General features: G+C 28.7%; 14 protein-coding genes. All 14 read right to left on the bottom strand.

From position 1 onward, the window contains the following. Nucleotides 1–1655: 1655 nt before the first annotated feature. Complete coding sequence (locus tag MHL31_RS01000; RefSeq protein WP_240227231.1) at nucleotides 1656–3071, bottom strand: capsule assembly Wzi family protein; 1416 nt, start codon at nucleotides 3069–3071, stop codon at nucleotides 1656–1658. Nucleotides 3072–3077: 6 nt separating this feature from the next. Continuing rightward, entirely contained in the window at nucleotides 3078–5444 is a 2367-nt protein-coding gene (locus tag MHL31_RS00995) for a polysaccharide biosynthesis tyrosine autokinase (protein WP_240227230.1), read from the bottom strand. A 13-nt stretch (nucleotides 5445–5457) separates the two neighbouring features. Further along, complete coding sequence (locus MHL31_RS00990; protein WP_240227229.1) at nucleotides 5458–6216, bottom strand: polysaccharide biosynthesis/export family protein; 759 nt, start codon at nucleotides 6214–6216, stop codon at nucleotides 5458–5460. Nucleotides 6217–8115: 1899 nt separating this feature from the next. After that, a complete protein-coding gene (locus MHL31_RS00985; RefSeq protein ID WP_240227228.1) occupies nucleotides 8116–9507 on the bottom strand; it encodes an undecaprenyl-phosphate glucose phosphotransferase in 1392 nt (463 codons plus the stop codon). Nucleotides 9508–9530: 23 nt separating this feature from the next. After that, a complete protein-coding gene (locus MHL31_RS00980; protein WP_240227227.1) occupies nucleotides 9531–10259 on the bottom strand; it encodes a WecB/TagA/CpsF family glycosyltransferase in 729 nt (242 codons plus the stop codon). 15 nt (nucleotides 10260–10274) lie between these two features. Then, entirely contained in the window at nucleotides 10275–11438 is a 1164-nt protein-coding gene (locus MHL31_RS00975; RefSeq protein WP_240227226.1) for a glycosyltransferase family 4 protein, read from the bottom strand. 7 nt (nucleotides 11439–11445) lie between these two features. Then, the gene (locus MHL31_RS00970) at nucleotides 11446–12564 is read right to left on the bottom strand and encodes a glycosyltransferase family 4 protein (RefSeq protein ID WP_240227225.1); all 1119 of its coding nucleotides are present in this window, start codon (nucleotides 12562–12564) and stop codon (nucleotides 11446–11448) included. Continuing rightward, nucleotides 12557–13720, bottom strand: coding sequence for a glycosyltransferase (locus tag MHL31_RS00965; protein WP_240227224.1), 1164 nt, complete (start codon nucleotides 13718–13720; stop codon nucleotides 12557–12559). Before MHL31_RS00965 ends, MHL31_RS00970 begins: the two co-directional genes overlap by 8 nt. A gap of 38 nt (nucleotides 13721–13758) precedes the next feature. After that, nucleotides 13759–14673, bottom strand: a complete 915-nt coding sequence (locus MHL31_RS00960; protein ID WP_240227223.1) for a hypothetical protein — start codon at nucleotides 14671–14673, stop codon at nucleotides 13759–13761. Next, on the bottom strand, nucleotides 14670–15686 hold the full coding sequence (locus MHL31_RS00955; protein WP_240227222.1) for a polysaccharide pyruvyl transferase family protein: 1017 nt from the start codon (nucleotides 15684–15686) through the stop codon (nucleotides 14670–14672). The genes MHL31_RS00960 and MHL31_RS00955 overlap by 4 nt, the downstream gene beginning before the upstream one ends. Before the next feature lie 18 nt (nucleotides 15687–15704). Continuing rightward, on the bottom strand, nucleotides 15705–16505 hold the full coding sequence (locus MHL31_RS00950; protein ID WP_240227221.1) for a hypothetical protein: 801 nt from the start codon (nucleotides 16503–16505) through the stop codon (nucleotides 15705–15707). Further along, nucleotides 16502–17731 carry a hypothetical protein gene (locus MHL31_RS00945; protein WP_240227220.1) on the bottom strand — a complete coding sequence of 410 codons (1230 nt, stop codon included), beginning with the start codon at nucleotides 17729–17731 and terminating at the stop codon, nucleotides 16502–16504. Before MHL31_RS00945 ends, MHL31_RS00950 begins: the two co-directional genes overlap by 4 nt. Before the next feature lie 14 nt (nucleotides 17732–17745). Then, nucleotides 17746–18765: a nitroreductase family protein gene (locus tag MHL31_RS00940; protein ID WP_240227219.1), complete on the bottom strand. Its 1020-nt coding sequence runs from the start codon at nucleotides 18763–18765 to the stop codon at nucleotides 17746–17748. Beyond that, nucleotides 18762–20231 carry an oligosaccharide flippase family protein gene (locus MHL31_RS00935; RefSeq protein ID WP_240227218.1) on the bottom strand — a complete coding sequence of 490 codons (1470 nt, stop codon included), beginning with the start codon at nucleotides 20229–20231 and terminating at the stop codon, nucleotides 18762–18764. The genes MHL31_RS00940 and MHL31_RS00935 overlap by 4 nt, the downstream gene beginning before the upstream one ends.

Below are 20231 nucleotides of genomic sequence, written 5' to 3'. Positions count from 1 at the left end.
GTAATAACGGAATAAAGTTTAACCCGGCATATCGAAGGTGTATCGTAAAATATGAAGTGAAAACATCGTAAAATTTTAGGCTGTTTGAGCCAAACCAATTATACTAGCTTACTAAATTTTTAAAGGCGAGTTCCTAAAATTTAGATGTTGAGCAAAATATTTAGATACAGTTTCGTAAGCCTAGATTTTTTGGTTCGTTTTTTATCAATGAAAAAATGAACAAATAAACAAATGATTTGATTTCATTAGAAAAAGATGCTGAAACCATAGGTTCACGAACACAATAATAAAATAACATTTTTAATTTATAAACCTATTAATTTTTCAGAAGCTGAGTATGGATTCCTGCCTCCGCAGGAATGACATCTATATTTTGAATTATGATAAAATTTAAAAAGTCAATAACAATTGTAATAACGGAATAAAGTTTAACCCGGCATATCGAAGGTGTATCGTTAAATATGAAGTGAAATCGCAGATTCACGAACACAAATAATAAAATAAAAAGGGATAGTGAGTAAGACATCGTAAAATTTTAGATAGCCTGCCTTGAGCCGAGTCGAAAGGTTTGAGCCAAACCAATTATACAATTTACTAAATTTTTAAAGGCGAGTTCCTAAAATTTAGATGTTGAGCAAAATATTTAGGTAAAGTTTCGTAAGCCTAGATTTTTTTGTTTCATTTTTTCATCGATGGAAAAATGAACGGGTGATTTGATTTCTTTAGTGGCAGATGCTGAATCAAGTTCAGCATGACGTACGCTACAAACAAATGCTGAAACCATAGGTTCACGAACACTTTAATAAAATAAAAAGAAATAGTGAGTAACTAAATTCAGCATGACGGTTTTATTTTGATTTAGTTTTTTAAGCAACAGATTGCCGCAGTTGTGTTTTCATTGCATTACAACACGCCTTCGCAATGACGGGTTTAAAGTAACGTCATCCCGAACTCGATTAGCTCCGCTGAATCTTCGATTTCGGGATCTTATGATGTTAGTGGAAATACTTAAACATTTTTTTTATTTTACCTTATTTTTCATTTTTTCCATCGATGAAAAAACGAAACAAAAAAATCTAGTCTGATGATAATTTAATTGAATCTTACGGAAGTTACGCAGTCGACGCCAGACCGCTGCGCTCTTTGGCTTACTTCCTTTGCTTCACTTCCTTAGATTGCTACTTAAATTCTCATAGGACGTTTTAAATTCGTCATCCAGTAATGACGAGTTATAATGAATTCCGTCATTGCGAGGAAGGTACGACCGCGGCAATCTCTTGAATTTAACTAAATGATGATTAAAATTTCATTTCACTTGTTCATTTTTCCATTGATGAAAAACGAACCAAAAAATCTAGTCTGATGATAATTTAATTGAATCTTACAGAAGTTACGCAATCGACGCCAGACTCCAAGCGCCAGCTGGCCTGTTCGGTAAAAATTTTCACTGAACATTTTCTTAACCCTCCATCCTCTTTGGCTTACTCATTCTGCTTCACTTCCTTAGATTGCTACTTAAATCCTCATAGCACGTTTTTAAATTCGTAATCCCGCACATTTTTAAAAGATGGTAAAAACTCATAAAAAAAACCAAGCGAATGCTTGGTTTTATATATAATTTACTCTTATCATAAAATAAGAATACAGCAATACCTCTAAAAAATACCTCTTGAAGAAAGTTTTAAAAATCCTCCAAAATTTACGGGTCTATACGTTCCGGTATCAAAAGCTGCACCCATTGTAATTTCTATAGGAAATATAGGTATTTTTGGGATGGTTACTTCTAACAATCCTGAAATTTGATTAGGTGTATCTACATACTCGCTACCAAACCAACCGTAATAAGTTGTACTGCTAAGTAAGGCTTTATAAAACGTATTTTTCACCATTCCTTTTACCCCAATATTAAAAGCTAAAAAACGATTGTCTCCAGTAATAACTCCTTGAGTAATTCCTTCTTCATTTACTGGTTTTGTAGTAAAATACGGCGACCCAATGGTGTTTCCAAAGTAAGTCCAACCAGATTCATATACCCAATTATTAAAATAATTATCCATTCCACTTGCGGCATGAAAACCAAATTCATCGGTATAATGTGGATCGTCGCCACTTGCATGTTTTGTATACGTTACTTCTGCCAATACATGCGAAATAAAAGCTTCCGGTTTTTTAAGATCTACAAAAACTCCATACAAAGCATCGGGATAATTCATTAATTCACGACCTGATCTATCTTCAAATGGATGCGACCAATAGAAGTTCCAATTATATTGATTTCCTTTATAATTAAATTGTAATAAATAAGAACCTAATTGATTTCCTATAACATTAATTTGATCACCTCCTGTAGCGTCACTTCCTCCAGAACTTCCCGAAATTACACGTAGGTAATTTTTAAATCCTGAGGGTTGTTTGCCATATTTTGAAGATGTCCCAGCCCATTGTGCATAATGATTTAACCCTGTAATCATTTCTAACTTAGACGATAATTTTGACTTTAAATACAAACTTTTAATATGCAAGCGTGCATCTGCAACCATTCGCTTATCATTTAAAAAATAATCGCCATAGTTTCCTTTTACCGAAAGCCATTTTTTTGCAAAAGGAAGTTTTACAAAATTTATTAATCTTAAATTGTATCCTGGATACGAACGTGCATTTGTAGCCATAGTAATAGAACCATTAGAAGAAGATAACCCTTCCCAAAGCAAATCTTGATGCTTTACTCCTACTGTTAATTCCCAGTTTTTATACTGTAAACCACCGTACAATTCATTTATAAATAGGTTATTTTTTGAAACATCATTTCCTCCTATAATTGATGCTTTATAGTTAAATGTTAACTGATTTGTTAACCTGTTATAATTTGATGCTATACTGGCATCTACCAATCCATAACTAGCAGCATCTGGAATGGTTCCAAACCTATTTGCTACCATCCAAAATGGCATACTTTCAGCAGTTGCAACACCTGAATTTAATGCTAACTCATATTCAATACCAGCGTTTTGTGCATTTATTTTTACACAAAACATCAATGTTACAACCGCTAAAAATAGTTTAAATTTCACAATCACTTATTTTTTAAAAATTCCTTTCCATATAGATTTTTTAGAATCATCTTCACCATAGCCATAACCATATCCGTAGCCGTAACCTTGTTTTGGATCGGCGCCATTCATTACAAGTGCCATATTAGGCAAACGTTTTTCCTTGTTTAATTTCTTTGGAATCTTTAACAAACGTTTATCAAGGTAATTTGCACGTACCACATAAATAAACAAATCTGCATTGTTTTTACTTAATAATAAGGTATCTGTAACCACACCAACCGGAGCTGTATCTACTATAACATAATCGTAATGTGTTTTTCCGTATTCTAAAATTTCTTCAAAACGACCATTCATTAATAATTCAGCAGGATTAGGTGCTATAATTCCAGAATGTATCAAATCGAAATTAGTAGTTTCTACCTTGTAAATAATGTCTTTTACTTTTAATGAACTCAACATTAAAAAATGACTTAAGCCCTTTTTGTCTGGTATTTTTAAATATTCTGCAAGTTTCGGTTTTCTAATATCTGCACCAATTACCAATACTTTTTTATTGGATAAGGCCAATACTTCGGCTAAATTTATGGCAACAGTTGTTTTACCTTCTCCAGCAACAGTAGATGTAACAAAAACTACTTTTGAAGCTTCTTTTGTATCAGCAAGCATAAAATTAACATTGGTACGCAATAAACGAAACGCTTCAGCCTTTCCATCTCTTTGTGTTTCTTGTACTACTGGTGCTTCCCCTGGTTTACTCTCTGGTATTTCTCCTAAAATAGGAGCTTTAAATACAGCTTCAACATCTTCAAAAGTATGTACCTTATTATCAAATAAAAATATTAGATAAATAATTACAAATGGAATTAAAAATCCTAATAGTAAGGCCGCCAAATACACAATTTTAGTTTTTGGTGACACTGGTATTTTACTTCCATACGCTTTGTCTATAATTTTAGCATTTGGTGTAGTTGCCGCTAAACTTATTGCATTTTCTTCTCTCTTTTCTAATAAATACAAGTACAAGGTTTCTATAATTTGCTGTTGACGTTGTATGTCTCTATATTCTCGTTCTTGTTTTGGAACAGAGGTAATCTTAGAATTTAAACGGTATTCTTGTCGTTGTGCATCTTTTAATGAAATGTTTAAAGACGATTTTAAATTCACCAAACTTTGTTGAATACTTGCTCTTAATTTCGATAATTGTTCTTCTAAGTTTAATAAAATTGGGTTTAATTTACCCGAACTGTTTAAAATACGGTTGTACTCTAATAACAATTCGTTATACTGCATGGTATTTTGATTGGTATTTTCATCTGCCAATCCTAAATTTGCTGGTATCAACTCTTTATCGTTGCTATTTACATACGATGCTACATAGTCTGCCAATTTTAATTGCGTATTTAGCTCTACAATTTTTTGCTCAATACTATTATTTGTATTTAAAATTAAACCAGACTCGGTGGTAATATCTGTAAGCTTATTGTCTGTTTTAAATTCTTCTACGCCTTTATCTACCAGCGACAAATCTTTTGAAATTACTTCCAAACGGTCGTTTATAAAAACATCGGTATTTTTGGCTACAGCGCTTTTATCTTCTATGGCTGCTTTATTGTACTGTTCTACTAAATAATCTATAATTTCGCGTGCTTTTTTATTGATACCATCTTGCATGGTTAAATTTACCAAGCTCGATTTTTTATCGTTGGCAGCAATATTTACACGCCCTCTATAACTATCAACCACATTTTCTAAAGGTGCAATTGCAACAATAATTTCTTCATCTAAATAAGCATTTGTAGTATTTTTAGGGGTTACTGTAAATGCTCCAAAATCGGTAGTAACACGTTCTCCAAAATTATGAGTTTTACTTTCCTGCCCTTCTGCACTAATTAATTTAAAAGAAGTATTCGTCAGTTTTTTAATATTAAAAACGGTATCTAATTGGTATAAAGTAGAATCTTTTATAAAAAAGTTTATTTTAAAAGGAACAGCATCGCCATACAATTCTACATCACGTACGTTTCCTTTATAGCGGTAAGAGATATTTAATTTTAAATCTTTTACCACACGTTCCATTAGACTTCTGGATCTTAAAATTCCAATTTCATTGTCTAAATTAGATTTTGAACCTCCAAAAACGCCTAAATCTTCAAAGGCGGAAAGTTCTGAAGACATCCCTCCATTATTTTCATCATCAATTAAAATTGTTGAAGAAACCTCATATTGTTTTGGGGTATATCGTAAATAAATAAAGGCAACAAAAAGCGCTACTACTCCTCCTACTATAAACCATTTGTAGTAAGCCAAGTACTTTTCAAACACTTCACGAAAATTAATAATATCATCGTCATCATCTAAATAAACGAAGTCGAAATTCTTTTTATCTTGCATAATCGGTACTTTTTTAGCGTGTAAAAATTGCTATTAATGAAATTAATGTTGAAATTGTTGACAGAAAAATCCCTGTATTAGATCCCACTGCCGAAGAGTTGATTTTTGTTTTATTTGGTTCTACATACAAAGCATCATTTTGTACTAAGTAAAAATAAGGCGACTCAAATAATTTTTTATCCGTTAAATCTATGGTTGCTATTGTACGTTCTCCTTTGTGCTCACGTACAAGTGTTACCGTTTGTCGTTTTCCTTGTATTAGTAAGTCACCTGCCAAGCCCAATGCTTCTAAAATGGTAATTCGCTCTGTTTCTATAGTATAAACTCCAGGGCTTTTTACATCTCCTAAAACTGATATTTTAAAATTTATAAGTCGTACATTCACCGTTGGATTGATTAAATGATCTACCAATAAGGTTTTAATATGTTCCGATAATTGTGTAGTGGTATAGCCTGTAACTTTTAAGGTTCCCAATACCGGAAAATTAATTTCCCCTTTTGCATTTACCAAATAAGGCAACTGTTTTGGTGTTCCATATCCCTGAGCTGTTTCATATAAATTAAAAGGAACTGCTGCTTCTTGATTTATTGTTGAAATATGAATGTTTAATAAATCTCCAGGCTCTAAAACTGGTTCGTAATTTTGAAGCGTTTTAAGATCTGTTGTGGTTTCTCCCTTGTTAAAATAAACCATTTTATCAGATGACACACAAGAGCTTAAAAACAGTAGTACTCCTGCTGTTATAAAGAATTTAAAACATTTTTTTTTCATTATTTTCTATTTATTTACTTATCTATTATATTATTATTTGTGTTTATTTTTTTAAAAATGCAATGATACAAAGTTATGTGTTATTTGTAAAATCTTAACGTCATGAGCATCTGTTCCTAATGAAATACTAATTAAACTCTTAGTTTGTTTCATGAGATCCTGAAATCGAAGATTCAGCGGAGCTAAATAAATTCAGGATGACGAGATGTTATAAAAACCGTCATTGCGAGTGAAATGCAATGGAACGCGGCAATCTGTTACTTAAAAACTAAATCAAAATAAAACCGTCATCCCAAAGTCCTTTCGGGATCTTATGTGGTAATCTAAATTTTGTTTAATATTCTAACTTTTTTCATTTTCTCTGTTCATTTTTTTCATTGATAAAAAAACGAACCAAAAAAATCTAGTCTGATGATAATTTAATTGAATCTTACGGAAGTTACGCAGTCGACGCCAGACCGCTACGCTTTTTGGCTTTCTCCCGTTGCTTCACTTCCTCAGATTGCTACTTAAATTCTCATAGGACGTTTTTCAATTCGTCATTGCGAGTGAAATGCAATGGAACGCGGCAATCTGTTACTTAAAAACTAAATCAAAATAAAGCCGTCATGCTGAATTTGATTACTCACTATTCCTTTTTATTTTATATTAAAGTGTTCGTGAACCTATGGTTTCAGCATCTTAACTGCTTATATCGTACGTCATGCTGAACTTGATTCAGCATCTGTTCCTAATGAAATACTAATTATATTCTTAGTTTAATTTCATGAGATCCCGAATCGAGTTCGGGATGACGTTCTTTCACTTTGTCATGCTGAACTCGTTTACTCACTATTCCTTTTTATTTTATTATTGGTGTTCGTGAACCTACGGTTTCAGCATCTTAACTGCTTGTATCGTACGTCATACGTCATGCTGAACTTGATTCAGCATCTGTTCCTAATGAAATACTAATTATACTCTTAGTTTGTTTCATGAGATCCCGAATCGAGTTCGGGATGACGTTCTTTCACTTTGTCATGCTGAACTTGATTACTCACTATCCTTTTTTATTTTATTATTAGTGTTCGTGAACCTATGGTTTCAGCATCTTAACTGCTTGTATCGTACGTCATACGTCATGCTGAACTTGATTACTCACTATTTCTTTTTATTTTATTATTGGAGTTCGTGAACCTATGGTTTCAGCATCTGTTCCTAATGAAATACTAATTATATTCTTAGTTTGTTTCATGAGATCCCGAATCGAGTTCGGGATGACGAGATATTATAAAAACCGTCATTGCGAGTGAAATACAATGGAACGCGGCAATCTGTTACTTAAAAACTAAATCAAAATAAAACCATCATGCTGAACTCGTTTACTCACTATTCTTTTTTATTTTATTATTGGTGTTCGTGAACCTATGGTTTCAGCATCTTAACTGCTTGTATCGTACGTCATACGTCATGCTGAACTTGATTCAGCATCTGTCTCTAATGAAATACTAATTATACTCTTAGTTTGTTTCATGAGATCCCGAATCGAGTTCGGGATGACGTTCTTTCACTTTGTCATGCTGAACTTGATTACTCACTATCCTTTTTTATTTTATTATTAGTGTTTGTGAACCTACGGTTTCAGCATCTTAACTGCTTGTATCGTACGTCATACGTCATGCTGAACTTGATTCAGCATCTGTTCCTAATGAAATACTAATTATATTCTTAGTTTGTTTCATGAGATCCCGAATCGAGTTCGGGATGACGAGATATTATAAAAACCGTCATTGCGAGTGAAATACAATGGAACGCGGCAATCTGTATCTAGAAACCTCAATCATCACCTAGTTAAGTTCATGAGATCCTGAAATAAATTCAGGATGACGAGATGTTATAAAAACCGTCATTGCGGGATTCTCAAAACGCATTTTCATCTCTTTTAAATAGCATTTGCCATACTGTTAAAAATATTATTTTAATATCTAAAAACAAGGTCCAATTTTCTATATACCAGATATCGGCTTCGGCTCTATTTGCCATATCTTGTACTTTTTTGGTTTCACCTCTGCATCCTGTAACTTGTGCCCAACCGGTAATTCCTGGTTTTGCAAAATGACGCACCATAAATTTATGTACTACTTTTCTATACGATTCTGTATGTTTTAACATATGTGGTCTTGGACCTACAACAGACATATTACCCAACAATACGTTATAAAATTGTGGCAATTCGTCTAAACTAGTTTTACGTAAAATTCTTCCTATTGAAGTTACTCGTGCATCATTTCTTGTGGCTTGTTTTGCATCGGCTTCAGCATTTACAGTCATACTTCTAAACTTATAACATTTAAAGGCTTCTCCATCTTTTCCCGAACGCATTTGACTAAAAAATACCGGTCCTTTACTGTTTAATTTAATAAGTAGTGCTAACAATGGAAACAACCATATTCCTATAAAAATTAAAACAAACAAAGAAAATGCTATATCAAATAATCGTTTTATAATTCTGTTCGATAAACTTTCTAACGGTTCGTCTCGTAAACGTAATGTTGCAATATTATTAATATAACTTATATAAAATTTTTGAAATAAATAGCCCGAAAAATTCGGCATTATATGAACTCTCATTAAATTATTATCTGCATAAGCAACGTACTTATTTAATAAATACGATTTGGTTGTTGGTAAGGATATAAATAATTCATCTATCTCTTCAGTTTCTAAATACGAAAATAAAGCTTCATCGTTTCCTTTATGATAAGCTAAAAATTCTTTTGAAGGTGCTTCATCAGAAAAAATACTTTTTATTTTATACCCATTTTCAGGAGGTAATAAAACTTTTTGTATCAACTGTTCTACTTTGGCATTAAACCCTAAAATTGCCACAGTTCTGTAGTTTTTTCCACCTCGCCTGTACGATTTAAGCAAGATTGTTAACATAGTATGCCAACAAATATGCGCCACTGCAAACAATGCCATATAGCTAAAGTAAAACACGCGTGAAATACCATAGCCTTTAATAACAAATAAAAATGCGGCTCCTAATACAACAAATAGCACAAGGGCTTTAAAATCTTTTGCAACTATTTTATCTAAATATATAACTCTAGGCATATCATACATTTTTAAATAAATAGTTAAAAAGCCCCACACTGCTACACTTCCAAAAAACAATAACACATACAGTTCTTTATTTGGAAAAAAACCATCAAAAATAAAATATCCTGCTGTAAAATAAGCATTAAACAGCAACAATACATCCATTAAAAATGCAGGAATAGGTAAGTATTTCATTTTTCCTTTTGTCATAGCTTTCTGTTTTAAATTAATATTTATTTAAATAAGGCTTGTAATTTTTCTTTAAACACATAGTAGATAAATTGAGTATTTCCAATTAAATACCTGCGCCACATACGTTTTGGTTCTTTTAACAATCTAAACAACCACTCTAAACCCAAATTAAGCATCCATTTTGGTGCGCGTTGCACATTACCAGCATAAAAATCGAATACTGCTCCTATAGAACATATAACAGTTGCGTTTATAGTATTTTTATGTTTATACACCCATTTTTCTTGTTTTGGGGCTGTCATACCAACAAATAAAATATCTGGAGAAAATGCATTTACTTGGGCAAGCATTTCGTTATTGTCTTGTTGGGTAAATACTGTTTTATAAGGTGGTGAATATGTAGCTACTTTTATATTTGGAAATTCTTGTGAAAGCTTCTTTTTTATAATTTCTAAGGTGTTATTAGAAGCACCTAAGTAAAAAACTTTTTGTTCTTTTTTATTTGCTTGTTCTAATAAATACTGGTGGATATCCCAACCTGCAATTTTTGTAATTTTTTTATTGGCCAATAGTTTTGCTGCCAATACAATACTTGTACCATCTGGCAATAAAACATCTCCACTAGTTAATACCTCTGCAAAATGCGGATCTTGTTTTGCTACGCAATACGAATACGCATTAATGGTGTTGATTATACACTTACTTTCTGTATTTATTGTAGCAAGTGATGCACTAAAAACACTGTTTTTAATTGTTTGGGTTAAATTCATTAAAAAAGAAGATTGTTAATTAAGTAGGTTACTATATAATTGTTCTAAGGTATTTAAATATACTTTTGAACTATATCTGTTTTGAACTTTTTCAAATCCATTTTTACCGTACTGTTCACAAAGTACATTATCATTCCATAATTTTTCAATACAGCTAGCAAGTGAATTACTATCATTAGGTGAAAATAAGATACCATTAAAATTATGTTCAATAATTTCGGGATAACCCGCCATATTTGGTGCTATAATTGGTAATTTATGTGCCATCGCCTCTGGAAATACCATGGGAAAACCTTCATACCAAATACTTGATAACACAAAAATTTTAGCGTTTTTATAAAATTTTGCTAATTCTTGCTGATTTAACATTCCCTTAAAAATAACATTTTTAGGAATAACTAATTGATCCTTAAATTCTTTACTACAAAAACCAGCAAATTTAAATTTAACATGCGGTAATTTACTTGCAGCTTCTAATAATAATGGCACGCCTTTTTCTGGACTTATTCTACCAGCAAATGCAACATAATTTCTTTCTTTAATATTTACATCAAAATCTTTTATCTCTTTATTATATGAATTTGATAAAATTTTACATTTGTCACTCTGAAAACCATTACTTACTAATTTCATTTTTTGAAACTCCGTTAAGCATAAATATATAGCCACGTTATTTTTATAATATTCATTTTTTCGCGCCCAAAAATTCCGTAAAGCATAGCCTACACTTTTAAAAATACTGTTTTCACAATTATTAGAAATACAATTTAACTCTTTACTTTTCCCTGTACACTTTTCACAAATTTCTCCTTTTGAAAAAAATAAGCCATTTGGACATAATAAGCGGTAATTATGCACTGTCATAACAATAGGTATCCCCATTTTTTTAATAACAGGTAAAATAGCTGGTGATATTAACGGATATAAATTATGAATATGTACAATAGTAGGCTGTTCTTTTTTAATTAGTGACTTTATTTCCCTTATGGTTTTTTGATTGTAAAGTGCTGTAAAAAAAGACTTTAATTTACCAAATCTTATAGTAGGTATTTCTGCGCTACTTCTAAAATAAGTAATTACTTTATAGCCTTTACTTTTTAGCAAATTAATTTGAGCTTCTACAACAGCTTCTTCACCACTATAGCTGGTATATTTATTATGTATGATTAGTATTTTCAAATTTTAATTATTTTAAATAAATTGAATTATACCCTTTTAACATTATGTCAAATGAAAAATTTTCTTCTGCATAATCAAAAGCTTCTTCTTTCATTTCATCAAGATTGTAATTTTTTGCAACAATATTATCAAAAATTGTTAGTAAAGATGATGACTCTTTTAAATTAAAGTTTAAAGGCCAATCTTTAGGTAATGTTTCAGACAAACCAGGTGCTTTGGCAGCAATAACAAGAACTTTAGAAAAAGACGCTTCAATAGAGGTTAATACAAGTCCTTCAAAACGAGATGGCATAATCATAAAATCAAAAACATGCATCTTATTTGCTATATTTGGTATAGCATTATAAAGCTGAATATTATTTTGTTCTTTAGATAAAGAGACTATTTCATTATAATAAGTACCATTACCTACAATATGAAATTCAAAATTTTCTTTATATCTACTATTTATTTCTTTTATCCGTTCAATTAAAATATCTATACCTTTTTGATATTCAAACCTACCACAAAACAAAATATTGAACTTTTCTTTTTTTATCTTAAAATCTGAAATTCCTTTACTAGGTATTTTGCACCCATTGTATATAACATTCTTATTTATTGAAATAGGAAGTTTATATTTTTTTCGTAATTGAATATATGCCTCTAAAGAAGCTTCAGAAACCCCAACAATACAATCATCTATAAAAGTACTTTCTGTAAATTTACCAATTCTGTTATGTGTAGACCATAATTGTGTATTATGTATAGTTCTCACAATTTTTATTTGTTTTAATCCTATAAGTTTTCTTAATTTTAGTGTACTTGCTAAAACAAAATCTGGTAAATCTGTATGTGAGTGTATTATTGCAGGTTTTTCCTTTAACAATAGCAAAAAAAGCTTAATTGGAGCAACTAATAGACTTAATCTTTTAGAACCTTTAAACAAAGTTTTAAATCGAATGTTCTTATTTTTTAAATCTTCTCTTAAAGATAACGCATAGCTACTTTTAGTATTAAAAAGCTCTATAATAACAAATTCAAAATTATCTGGACTATTTTCGACTAAATTTATAGCTACATTTTCTGCACCACCTAAATTAATAGATGTAATTAAATGATAAATTTTTATTTTAGATTTAACCATTTTTAATAATTTCTAATACAGCTTTATTAATAGAATCTGCATGACTTTTGGGGTTAAATTTAGTTTCTATAGGTTTTATACATTCTGCCTGAATATTTAAACGTTGATTACTAAACCAATCTTTAATTTTATAAGTCATATCTTTAAAATCACCATATCTATACAACAAACCGTTTTTATTTGGATTAATAGATTCTACCTCAGGATTTTGAAAACTAAAATTATCATGTGTTACTACAGGTATTCCATAAGAAAGTGCGTGTATACAATTTAAACCAACATTCCCTGGGGAAACCATTACATCTGAAATTAATAAAAATTTAGCAATCTCTTTTTCTTCATATAATTCACCTGTAAAATAAACCTGATCTTTTAGTTTATTTTTATCTATATATTCAATTAAATTAAATTTTTCAGGTCCATCTCCTATAATAATACAATTTAGCTTTAAACCAACTTTATTCAATTCTAACATTGAATTTATAATCTCATCAACCTTTTTATTTTCAAGAAGCCTCCCAATAAAAACAATAGTTTTATAATTCTCTTTAAAAATAGATGTTTTAAATGTTTCTAAGTTATCAGGATTCTGTAATAACTCTGTTTTTACTTTTTTTTGGACTGAATAATTTAAAGAATTTCCTATTACAAAAATTTTTTTTGAAGAAAAGCCTTCGGACACCATTACATTTTTTGAGAAATCACCATATAATATTAGACCATGAGGTAAATATTTAAAAAAAAATATTCTAATTTTTTTTTTAATTCCTACATCTGTACCTTTTAATCCATGAGACCAAAAAATAATTTTCTTTCCAGTCAGCCTACATAGAATAGCAAATAACCAAGTAGTTATGTGAGATACTGCACCGTCTAAAATAAACAAATCATATTTTTTAGAAAAAATTCTTGTAATTACATTAGTTTGCCATAATTGAAGACTTTTTTTATAATAATAGCTCTTACTTTTTAGCCAAGTTACACCGCCTTCTGCAACATTTTTATTTAAAAAATCTTCTGGTATTGTTTTAATACCTTCCCTACCTTTTTTATCACCTATTATTTCATAAATTGGTTTATTAATTAATGATAATTGATTAAATACTGCCAATCTATAATAGGGCAAATATTTTGTGATAACAGCTATTTTTTTCATCTATTTTTACTAATTAAACTATAACATATTTTGAGCTTTTAACTCCTATCAAAAACATTAATACCTAAAACTTTCTTATAATATTCCTTAACTAATTTTATTCTAAAATCGTTATTAGATTTACCTATATTTTTTTTATATAAATGTTTATTATTAATTTTTTTTACAGCCAAAAGATATTCATTTTTACCTGTAAAAGCTATTGGAGTTTTATTTAAAAAAGTCATACTGTTTAACCAAATATCATCAGCATCAAAACACAACTCTGTAAAAAGTTTTTTATTAACAACATCCCGATACAAACTATTTGCAGGATATAACACACCTCCACATCCAGTAGGAAGCAAGTTAAATCGTGGTGTTAGTGCTTCCCCTTTTATACCTATCCATTTAGCATATGGTTTATTCTCAATTATTTCAGAACATCGGTTCGCACAAACTGCGTTTGGATATTTTTTATTTGTTTTAACTAAGTTTTCTATTGTTTTTGATGGATAAAAAATATCATCATCTATAATTATAAAAGCTTCATTTGGATTCTCTTTTAAAAAATAATAATACTTTTTATAAGACCTTATATCACCTGGTCTTAGATAAATTTCAAGTCCTTTTTTTCTAAGTTTTAATAACTTTCTAGGCAACATATTTAAAGAAGAAAACTGTTCTTCTGAAAGCCATAATATTATTCTTTTAGGTTTAAAAGTTTGCCTTAAAATAGATTCTACAACTAAATGAACTTTTGAAATTCTATTAGGAAATGAAGTTAAAGAAACTACAAATTCTGCTTGTTTAACAGACTTATAACTACTATTAAATTTAAAATAAATAGGAATCGTAATATTAGCGATATATAATATTACTAACCTTAATATTGCATCAACTTTTATTGTACTTAAAAAGGTATTCTCAAGCACATACGTTTTATTATATAGCTTATGATAAAAATCAATCATAACTCAATTGTCTTTAATGATTTTTCTAAAAAATTAAATGATTCTACTTTTAATTTTTCCAATTTTTCATCAACCAACTTATAATCTATATCTTCTTCCAAAACTTCTGAATTAAATACTTCTTGTATATTCTTAAAAAATCTAGATTTTAATCCTAAATCACTTAATAAAGAAACCATTCTATCAACCCTATCTGGAATAGCAGGTATAGCTATAAAATTTTTCTTAAATAGAATAGCAAAAACCATACAATGAAATGAGTCTGTTAAAATAAGCTCACTCGTATTTAAATACGATAACCATTTTGATACCGTAGGAAATGGTATGGATTTAATATCCTTTCTCAATCTAACATCACTTAATAATACAGGCTTTAAATTCTTTTTATTCGCTATTTTTTTTAGTTCATTTATTTTTAACTCATCTTTACCAAAAATGTAACAAACCATAAGTTTTGATAAATTTATTTTTTTTAACAAAAAATCATAATTATTTAAAAGGAAGGTTGGATCAAGTACTTTATCACATTTTATTGAAAATTCTTTTTCACAAATTTTAACACCTGATGATTCTCTAATACCAATACTACTAAATGAATTTAGTAATTTTTTAACATCTTCTTTGTTATCTTGATTATTCCATTTTGAATTTCCAAAACTTGCTGCGTAAGCTATTTTTGGTACTTCCTTTTTAATCCATGAACCAAAGTAAAGTTTAAAATTTGACTTTGTAATATCTAAATTCCAAATTTGATCACTTCCAAAAATATATAAATCTTTTAAATTATCAGACTCAACAGTATTAGGTAAAAAATTGATTCTAAAACTTTTAAAAGCAGCTGATGATAATTTACCACTAACAATTGCTCTTATTTTTTTTGATTTAGAGTGTAAAGGCAAGTTTATAAGTTCTACTTTATAACCTTTGTTTTTTAAAATCTCAGATAGCGCGTAACATTGAAGTACCGCTCCATAATTATTAACATTATGAAATGTTATTATCCCTATTTCCATAGTATTCTTTAATAAAATTTATAACTCCAATTTTGTCTCGTTGATTTCTGAAGCTACAAGAGAATACATCGACAATTTTGTTCCTATTATTTTACTTGTATAACTTAATGCCCATAAATCTATAATGGCCCCAAACATACCAGATTTACTCTTTCGTGTTAAAGGCATCTCATATGAAATAATTTTTCCTTGATACCTTTTTTCTAATGAACTTTTAATTTCTTTAGAGTCTGTAGCTAAATAAAAAACCGTATTTTTATCTTTAATAATTTCCTCATCCATTTTAGTATAAAAGTTTTCAATTGGAGATGCTTCAATAGCACTGATATGATCTCCTCGTCTAATATGAATACCTATTGTCTTTTTGGAAAATTTTTCTTGTAGACCTTTTAACTCATTTCTTAAAGGCAAAATTGGTTTAAAAACGTTACCTATTGCTCCTTTATTTCCTATTGAATGACACGTTGATAAGTAGTTTTTATTTCCTTCAATTTTATCTATTAAATTACCTTGTTTTGTTGACCAATTCTGAATTTGGTTAATACCCAGAAGGTTTCTTAAAATTCTTGGAATAAATAAATTGGTCTTTCTTGCTCTAAAATACACTATATGATACCATTGTAATTTTATTAATGTTACATTTTTAATTTTAATTGGCTCAAATAAATCTATAAAATCAGCCTTTAAATCAAGATTATTCTCCCAAAATATTTTAAGTTTAATGTCTGTATTTTCAATAAATTTAATACTCGAAGAAATAGCATTAATTCTATTACATAAACCACCATAAGGCAGTAAATATAGGGTTTTAGTACTCATAGTTTATTATTATTTTTTAAAATCAATTTTGTAGATCTATTAATAAAACTTGTATACGTAATTAAATACAATACAATCATTTCTATTCCAAACATACCTGCTCTAAATATTTCAGCAGTTGTTATGGAAGAAATTACTAAGTATATGAAAAAAACATTTAGGTAAATGCTATCTTTAGGTAATTTCTTAAATATGGCAATTCTTAAAATATTTAAAAATGCAAAAAGAGATAATATACCATAATTAAAAACAAAACCTATTAACCCTAAATCTGCAGATATAAATCCATTTTGCCTAGCCCCCCTATCAAGAACCAAATTACCATATTCCGTTCCTAAAAAAGGCATCCCATTTCCAAAAAAAATACTTCCAAAATTCACATTAACTGTATTAAACAGAAAGTCAAATGTTAATACTCTAATATAATCATCTCCACTTTCAAACTGTGTTTTGGTTTGCTCTATACCTTCGTAAATAAAATTTTGAACAACATCTATTTGAAAAAATAAAAATCCAAAAAAACAAATTGGTATTGTATATTTCATGATTTTTAGAAAAGATGAATTATAAAAAAATATTAATATAACAGACGAAAATAAAAAAGTAACAGCTAAAGTTCTAAACCCTAAAATAAAAACATAAGCAAAACACAAAAAGTAAAAAAATAAAAATTTTATATTTTTTTTATCTAAAATATATTGATTTAAACAATAAAATGCAGATAAAGTAACAAAACCAACACCCTCAAGCCTTAATCTCAAAAAACCTCTATCAAACGTCATTCCTTCTTTTAAAGGTACAATTGCATTTGGATATATTAAAAGCTGTATTGTAAATACTACCATATAAATAATTGCACCAATAAGAATTGTTTTTATTATAAATTGCTTTTTAATTTTAAACCTTAATAATAAAAAATATATTAAAAAATATAAAAAATATCGCATTGCCAACAAAGTTAGTAAAGGAGATTGATTGTGATAAAAATACCCTGAAAATGCAGAGATAATAAGGGTTATAAAAAATATATTTATTGGTTTATTAAATAACCTATCTTTTTTAGGAAATTTATATGCTCTTCGTTTAACTAAATATTCACCTAATATAAAAAAAGCTAAACCAAAATAACAAAAATCAATTATATCATAAACCACACTTCCTAAACGAAAATGAAGTCCAAAAAAATGAACTGAACAAAGTACAATAAATACATAAATTAATTTCATTATTCTATTCTTATTTATGAATGATCTTTTAAAATATAACTTAGAGGATACCTATACGACATAGCTACTTTAAAATTTGAAGGTGTCATACCACATGCAATCATTGCTACAAAACTTTCTGAGTCAGGTAAATTTGTATATTTTCTAATCTCTATATCTTTTTTAGGATTATGTGCCGCATTTAAAATACAACCTGCAATTTTATTTGCATGTAAAGAATAAAGTAAATTCATACAATACATACCTCCATCAACATAGCCACTATTACGCTCACTTTCTTCAAAATATAAAGAAGGTTCAAAGGTTATAATTAGTAATGTTGTCGTTAAATGCCCAAACCCTCTATTTCCTCCTTGTATGGTTAAAATTTTTTGAATTTGTTCTTTTTTAGTATATAAATGTACCCTTACCGCTTGCCTATTACATGCTGAAGGTGTATTTCTAGCCAAATCTAATACTTTGTATATTATTTCTTTTTGTACAACTTCATCTGTGAAATTTCTGATTGAAGATCTTGAATTTGAAAAATCAGCAAAAGAACTCTCACTAAACTTAAAATATTTAGATTTATCAATACTTATCTGATTTCTAGACTTATAATGTATTTTTTTTAAAGTAACTATTTCTAATAACTTTAAATGTTTAACTATTAATACTGTATTTACACTATAACCTTTTTGTTTATGAAAATTAAAATATTCATTTATTACTGATATACTATGTAAAACTTGCGGATCAATACTATCAAATTTTAAAATATAACTTGTAACAATATCAATTAATTTTTCCAATCTTGAATACCCAAACCCTAATTTAGTTTTTGGCATTGTTAATCCTTTCTCTATTACGTGAGTGTTTAAAATAATTTCAGCAATATTCTTTTTTTTACTTTTATTAATAGTAAACCCCATTGAATATTTAAAATAATGATTTAAGTCATACTTATACGCTTTAAACAATCTTAAATATCGGTATTTTTCTCTAACAAAATAATATATTTTATTTAGAATAAACGACTTAATTATACTTTTCATATTTTTAATTTATCCTTAAAAAATTTCACAATATCAACATCCATTTTTTTTTGTAGCTCTAAATAAGAGTAATAAGATGTACTAAGTATTATTATAACTCCTAAAAGAAACAATAGGCCATCTTTAAAAAAATGAATAAGAATTCCTGTTATTATTAAAAAAAAAGAAATAACTCCAATTGTTTTCAATAAAACGCTATTAAATCTAAAGTTTAATTCTTTATAACAAAAACCACCTATTAATAGAACATAAATAACATAAGCTGCAAAATAATTTATTCCTAAACCATCAAACCCTATATTTAAAACCAACCAAATAATAAATAAGTAATTTATTCCCGAAAATATAAATTGTGCAACGGTATATTGCATTGCTTTTCCTTTTGCCATTAAGGCGTACCCAAAAGGAAAACCTAACAAGCGTAGCGTTACACCTAGCATTTGCCAACGAATAATTGATGCACCTTGTGTAAACTCTGTAGAATAAAGTAATGTTAATAATAATGGTGCAAAAATTAATATCCCAATAATAAATGGAAATGAAACTAGTAAACCAAATTCAATTTGCTCATTAATCATTTTATTTGTTTCTTCTTTATTTTTAATAACATTACATATTTTAGGAAAAAAATCTACACCCATAGAGCTTAATACAATACCTATATACATATTTGAAATAGTCCAACTAGCTTGATAAATTCCAACAACACTAACACTCAACTCCTCTTGTAAGAAAGATTTGGTTAAATATGTAATAAAAGTCATAAACATTGCCGAGATCCAAAACGCCAATCCAATTTTCATTAAAGAAGATAAATTATTATAAGCCTCTTTAAAAGTTACTTTAACAGCAGATAATTTTAATTTTTTTATATGTAAAAAAGTAGGTACAAATGCACTAATTGCAATAATTAAAAAGAAAAGTGGAATTTCTGATACTCCAAAAAAAGGCACTAACAAAAAAACTAAAATATTTCCAACAAGTATTCCATAAAATTGACTTAATGCTAACCTTTTAATTTCACGTAAACCATTTAAAATGGATTTATATATATTTGTTAAAGCATTAATAAAAATTACTAAACAACAAATTAAAATTCCATTTGTATATTCGGTTGTACCAAATAGGTTTTTACTAAATTTTGAAGCAAAGAAAGCTACAATAATAGAACAAATAAGAGAGAATATAGCCAAACTATAAGTAACTACCTGTATTGTTACGTTTCTTTTATATGTGTCTAAATTATTTTCTGCAATTTGTTTTACACTACTTTTTTCTAAACCCAATGATGATGCACCTTGTATCATTTCTGTAAAAGAAAGGTATAAACCCCATACCCCCATACCTGTAGCTCCAAAAAATAATGCTATAATTTTATTTCTAATTAGGCCAAAAAATAATCTAAAAATTTGAACACCTCCAACCAAACTAGTTGATTTTGCAATATTTTTAAAAGAATTACTCAT

Origin of the sequence: Lutibacter sp. A80 (genome assembly GCF_022429645.1) — a bacterium.
In the GTDB taxonomy this organism is placed as follows: Bacteria; Bacteroidota; Bacteroidia; order Flavobacteriales; family Flavobacteriaceae; genus Lutibacter.
The sequence above is the reverse complement of the archived record's forward strand: the minus strand, read 5'-3'. Positions and strand labels throughout refer to the sequence as shown.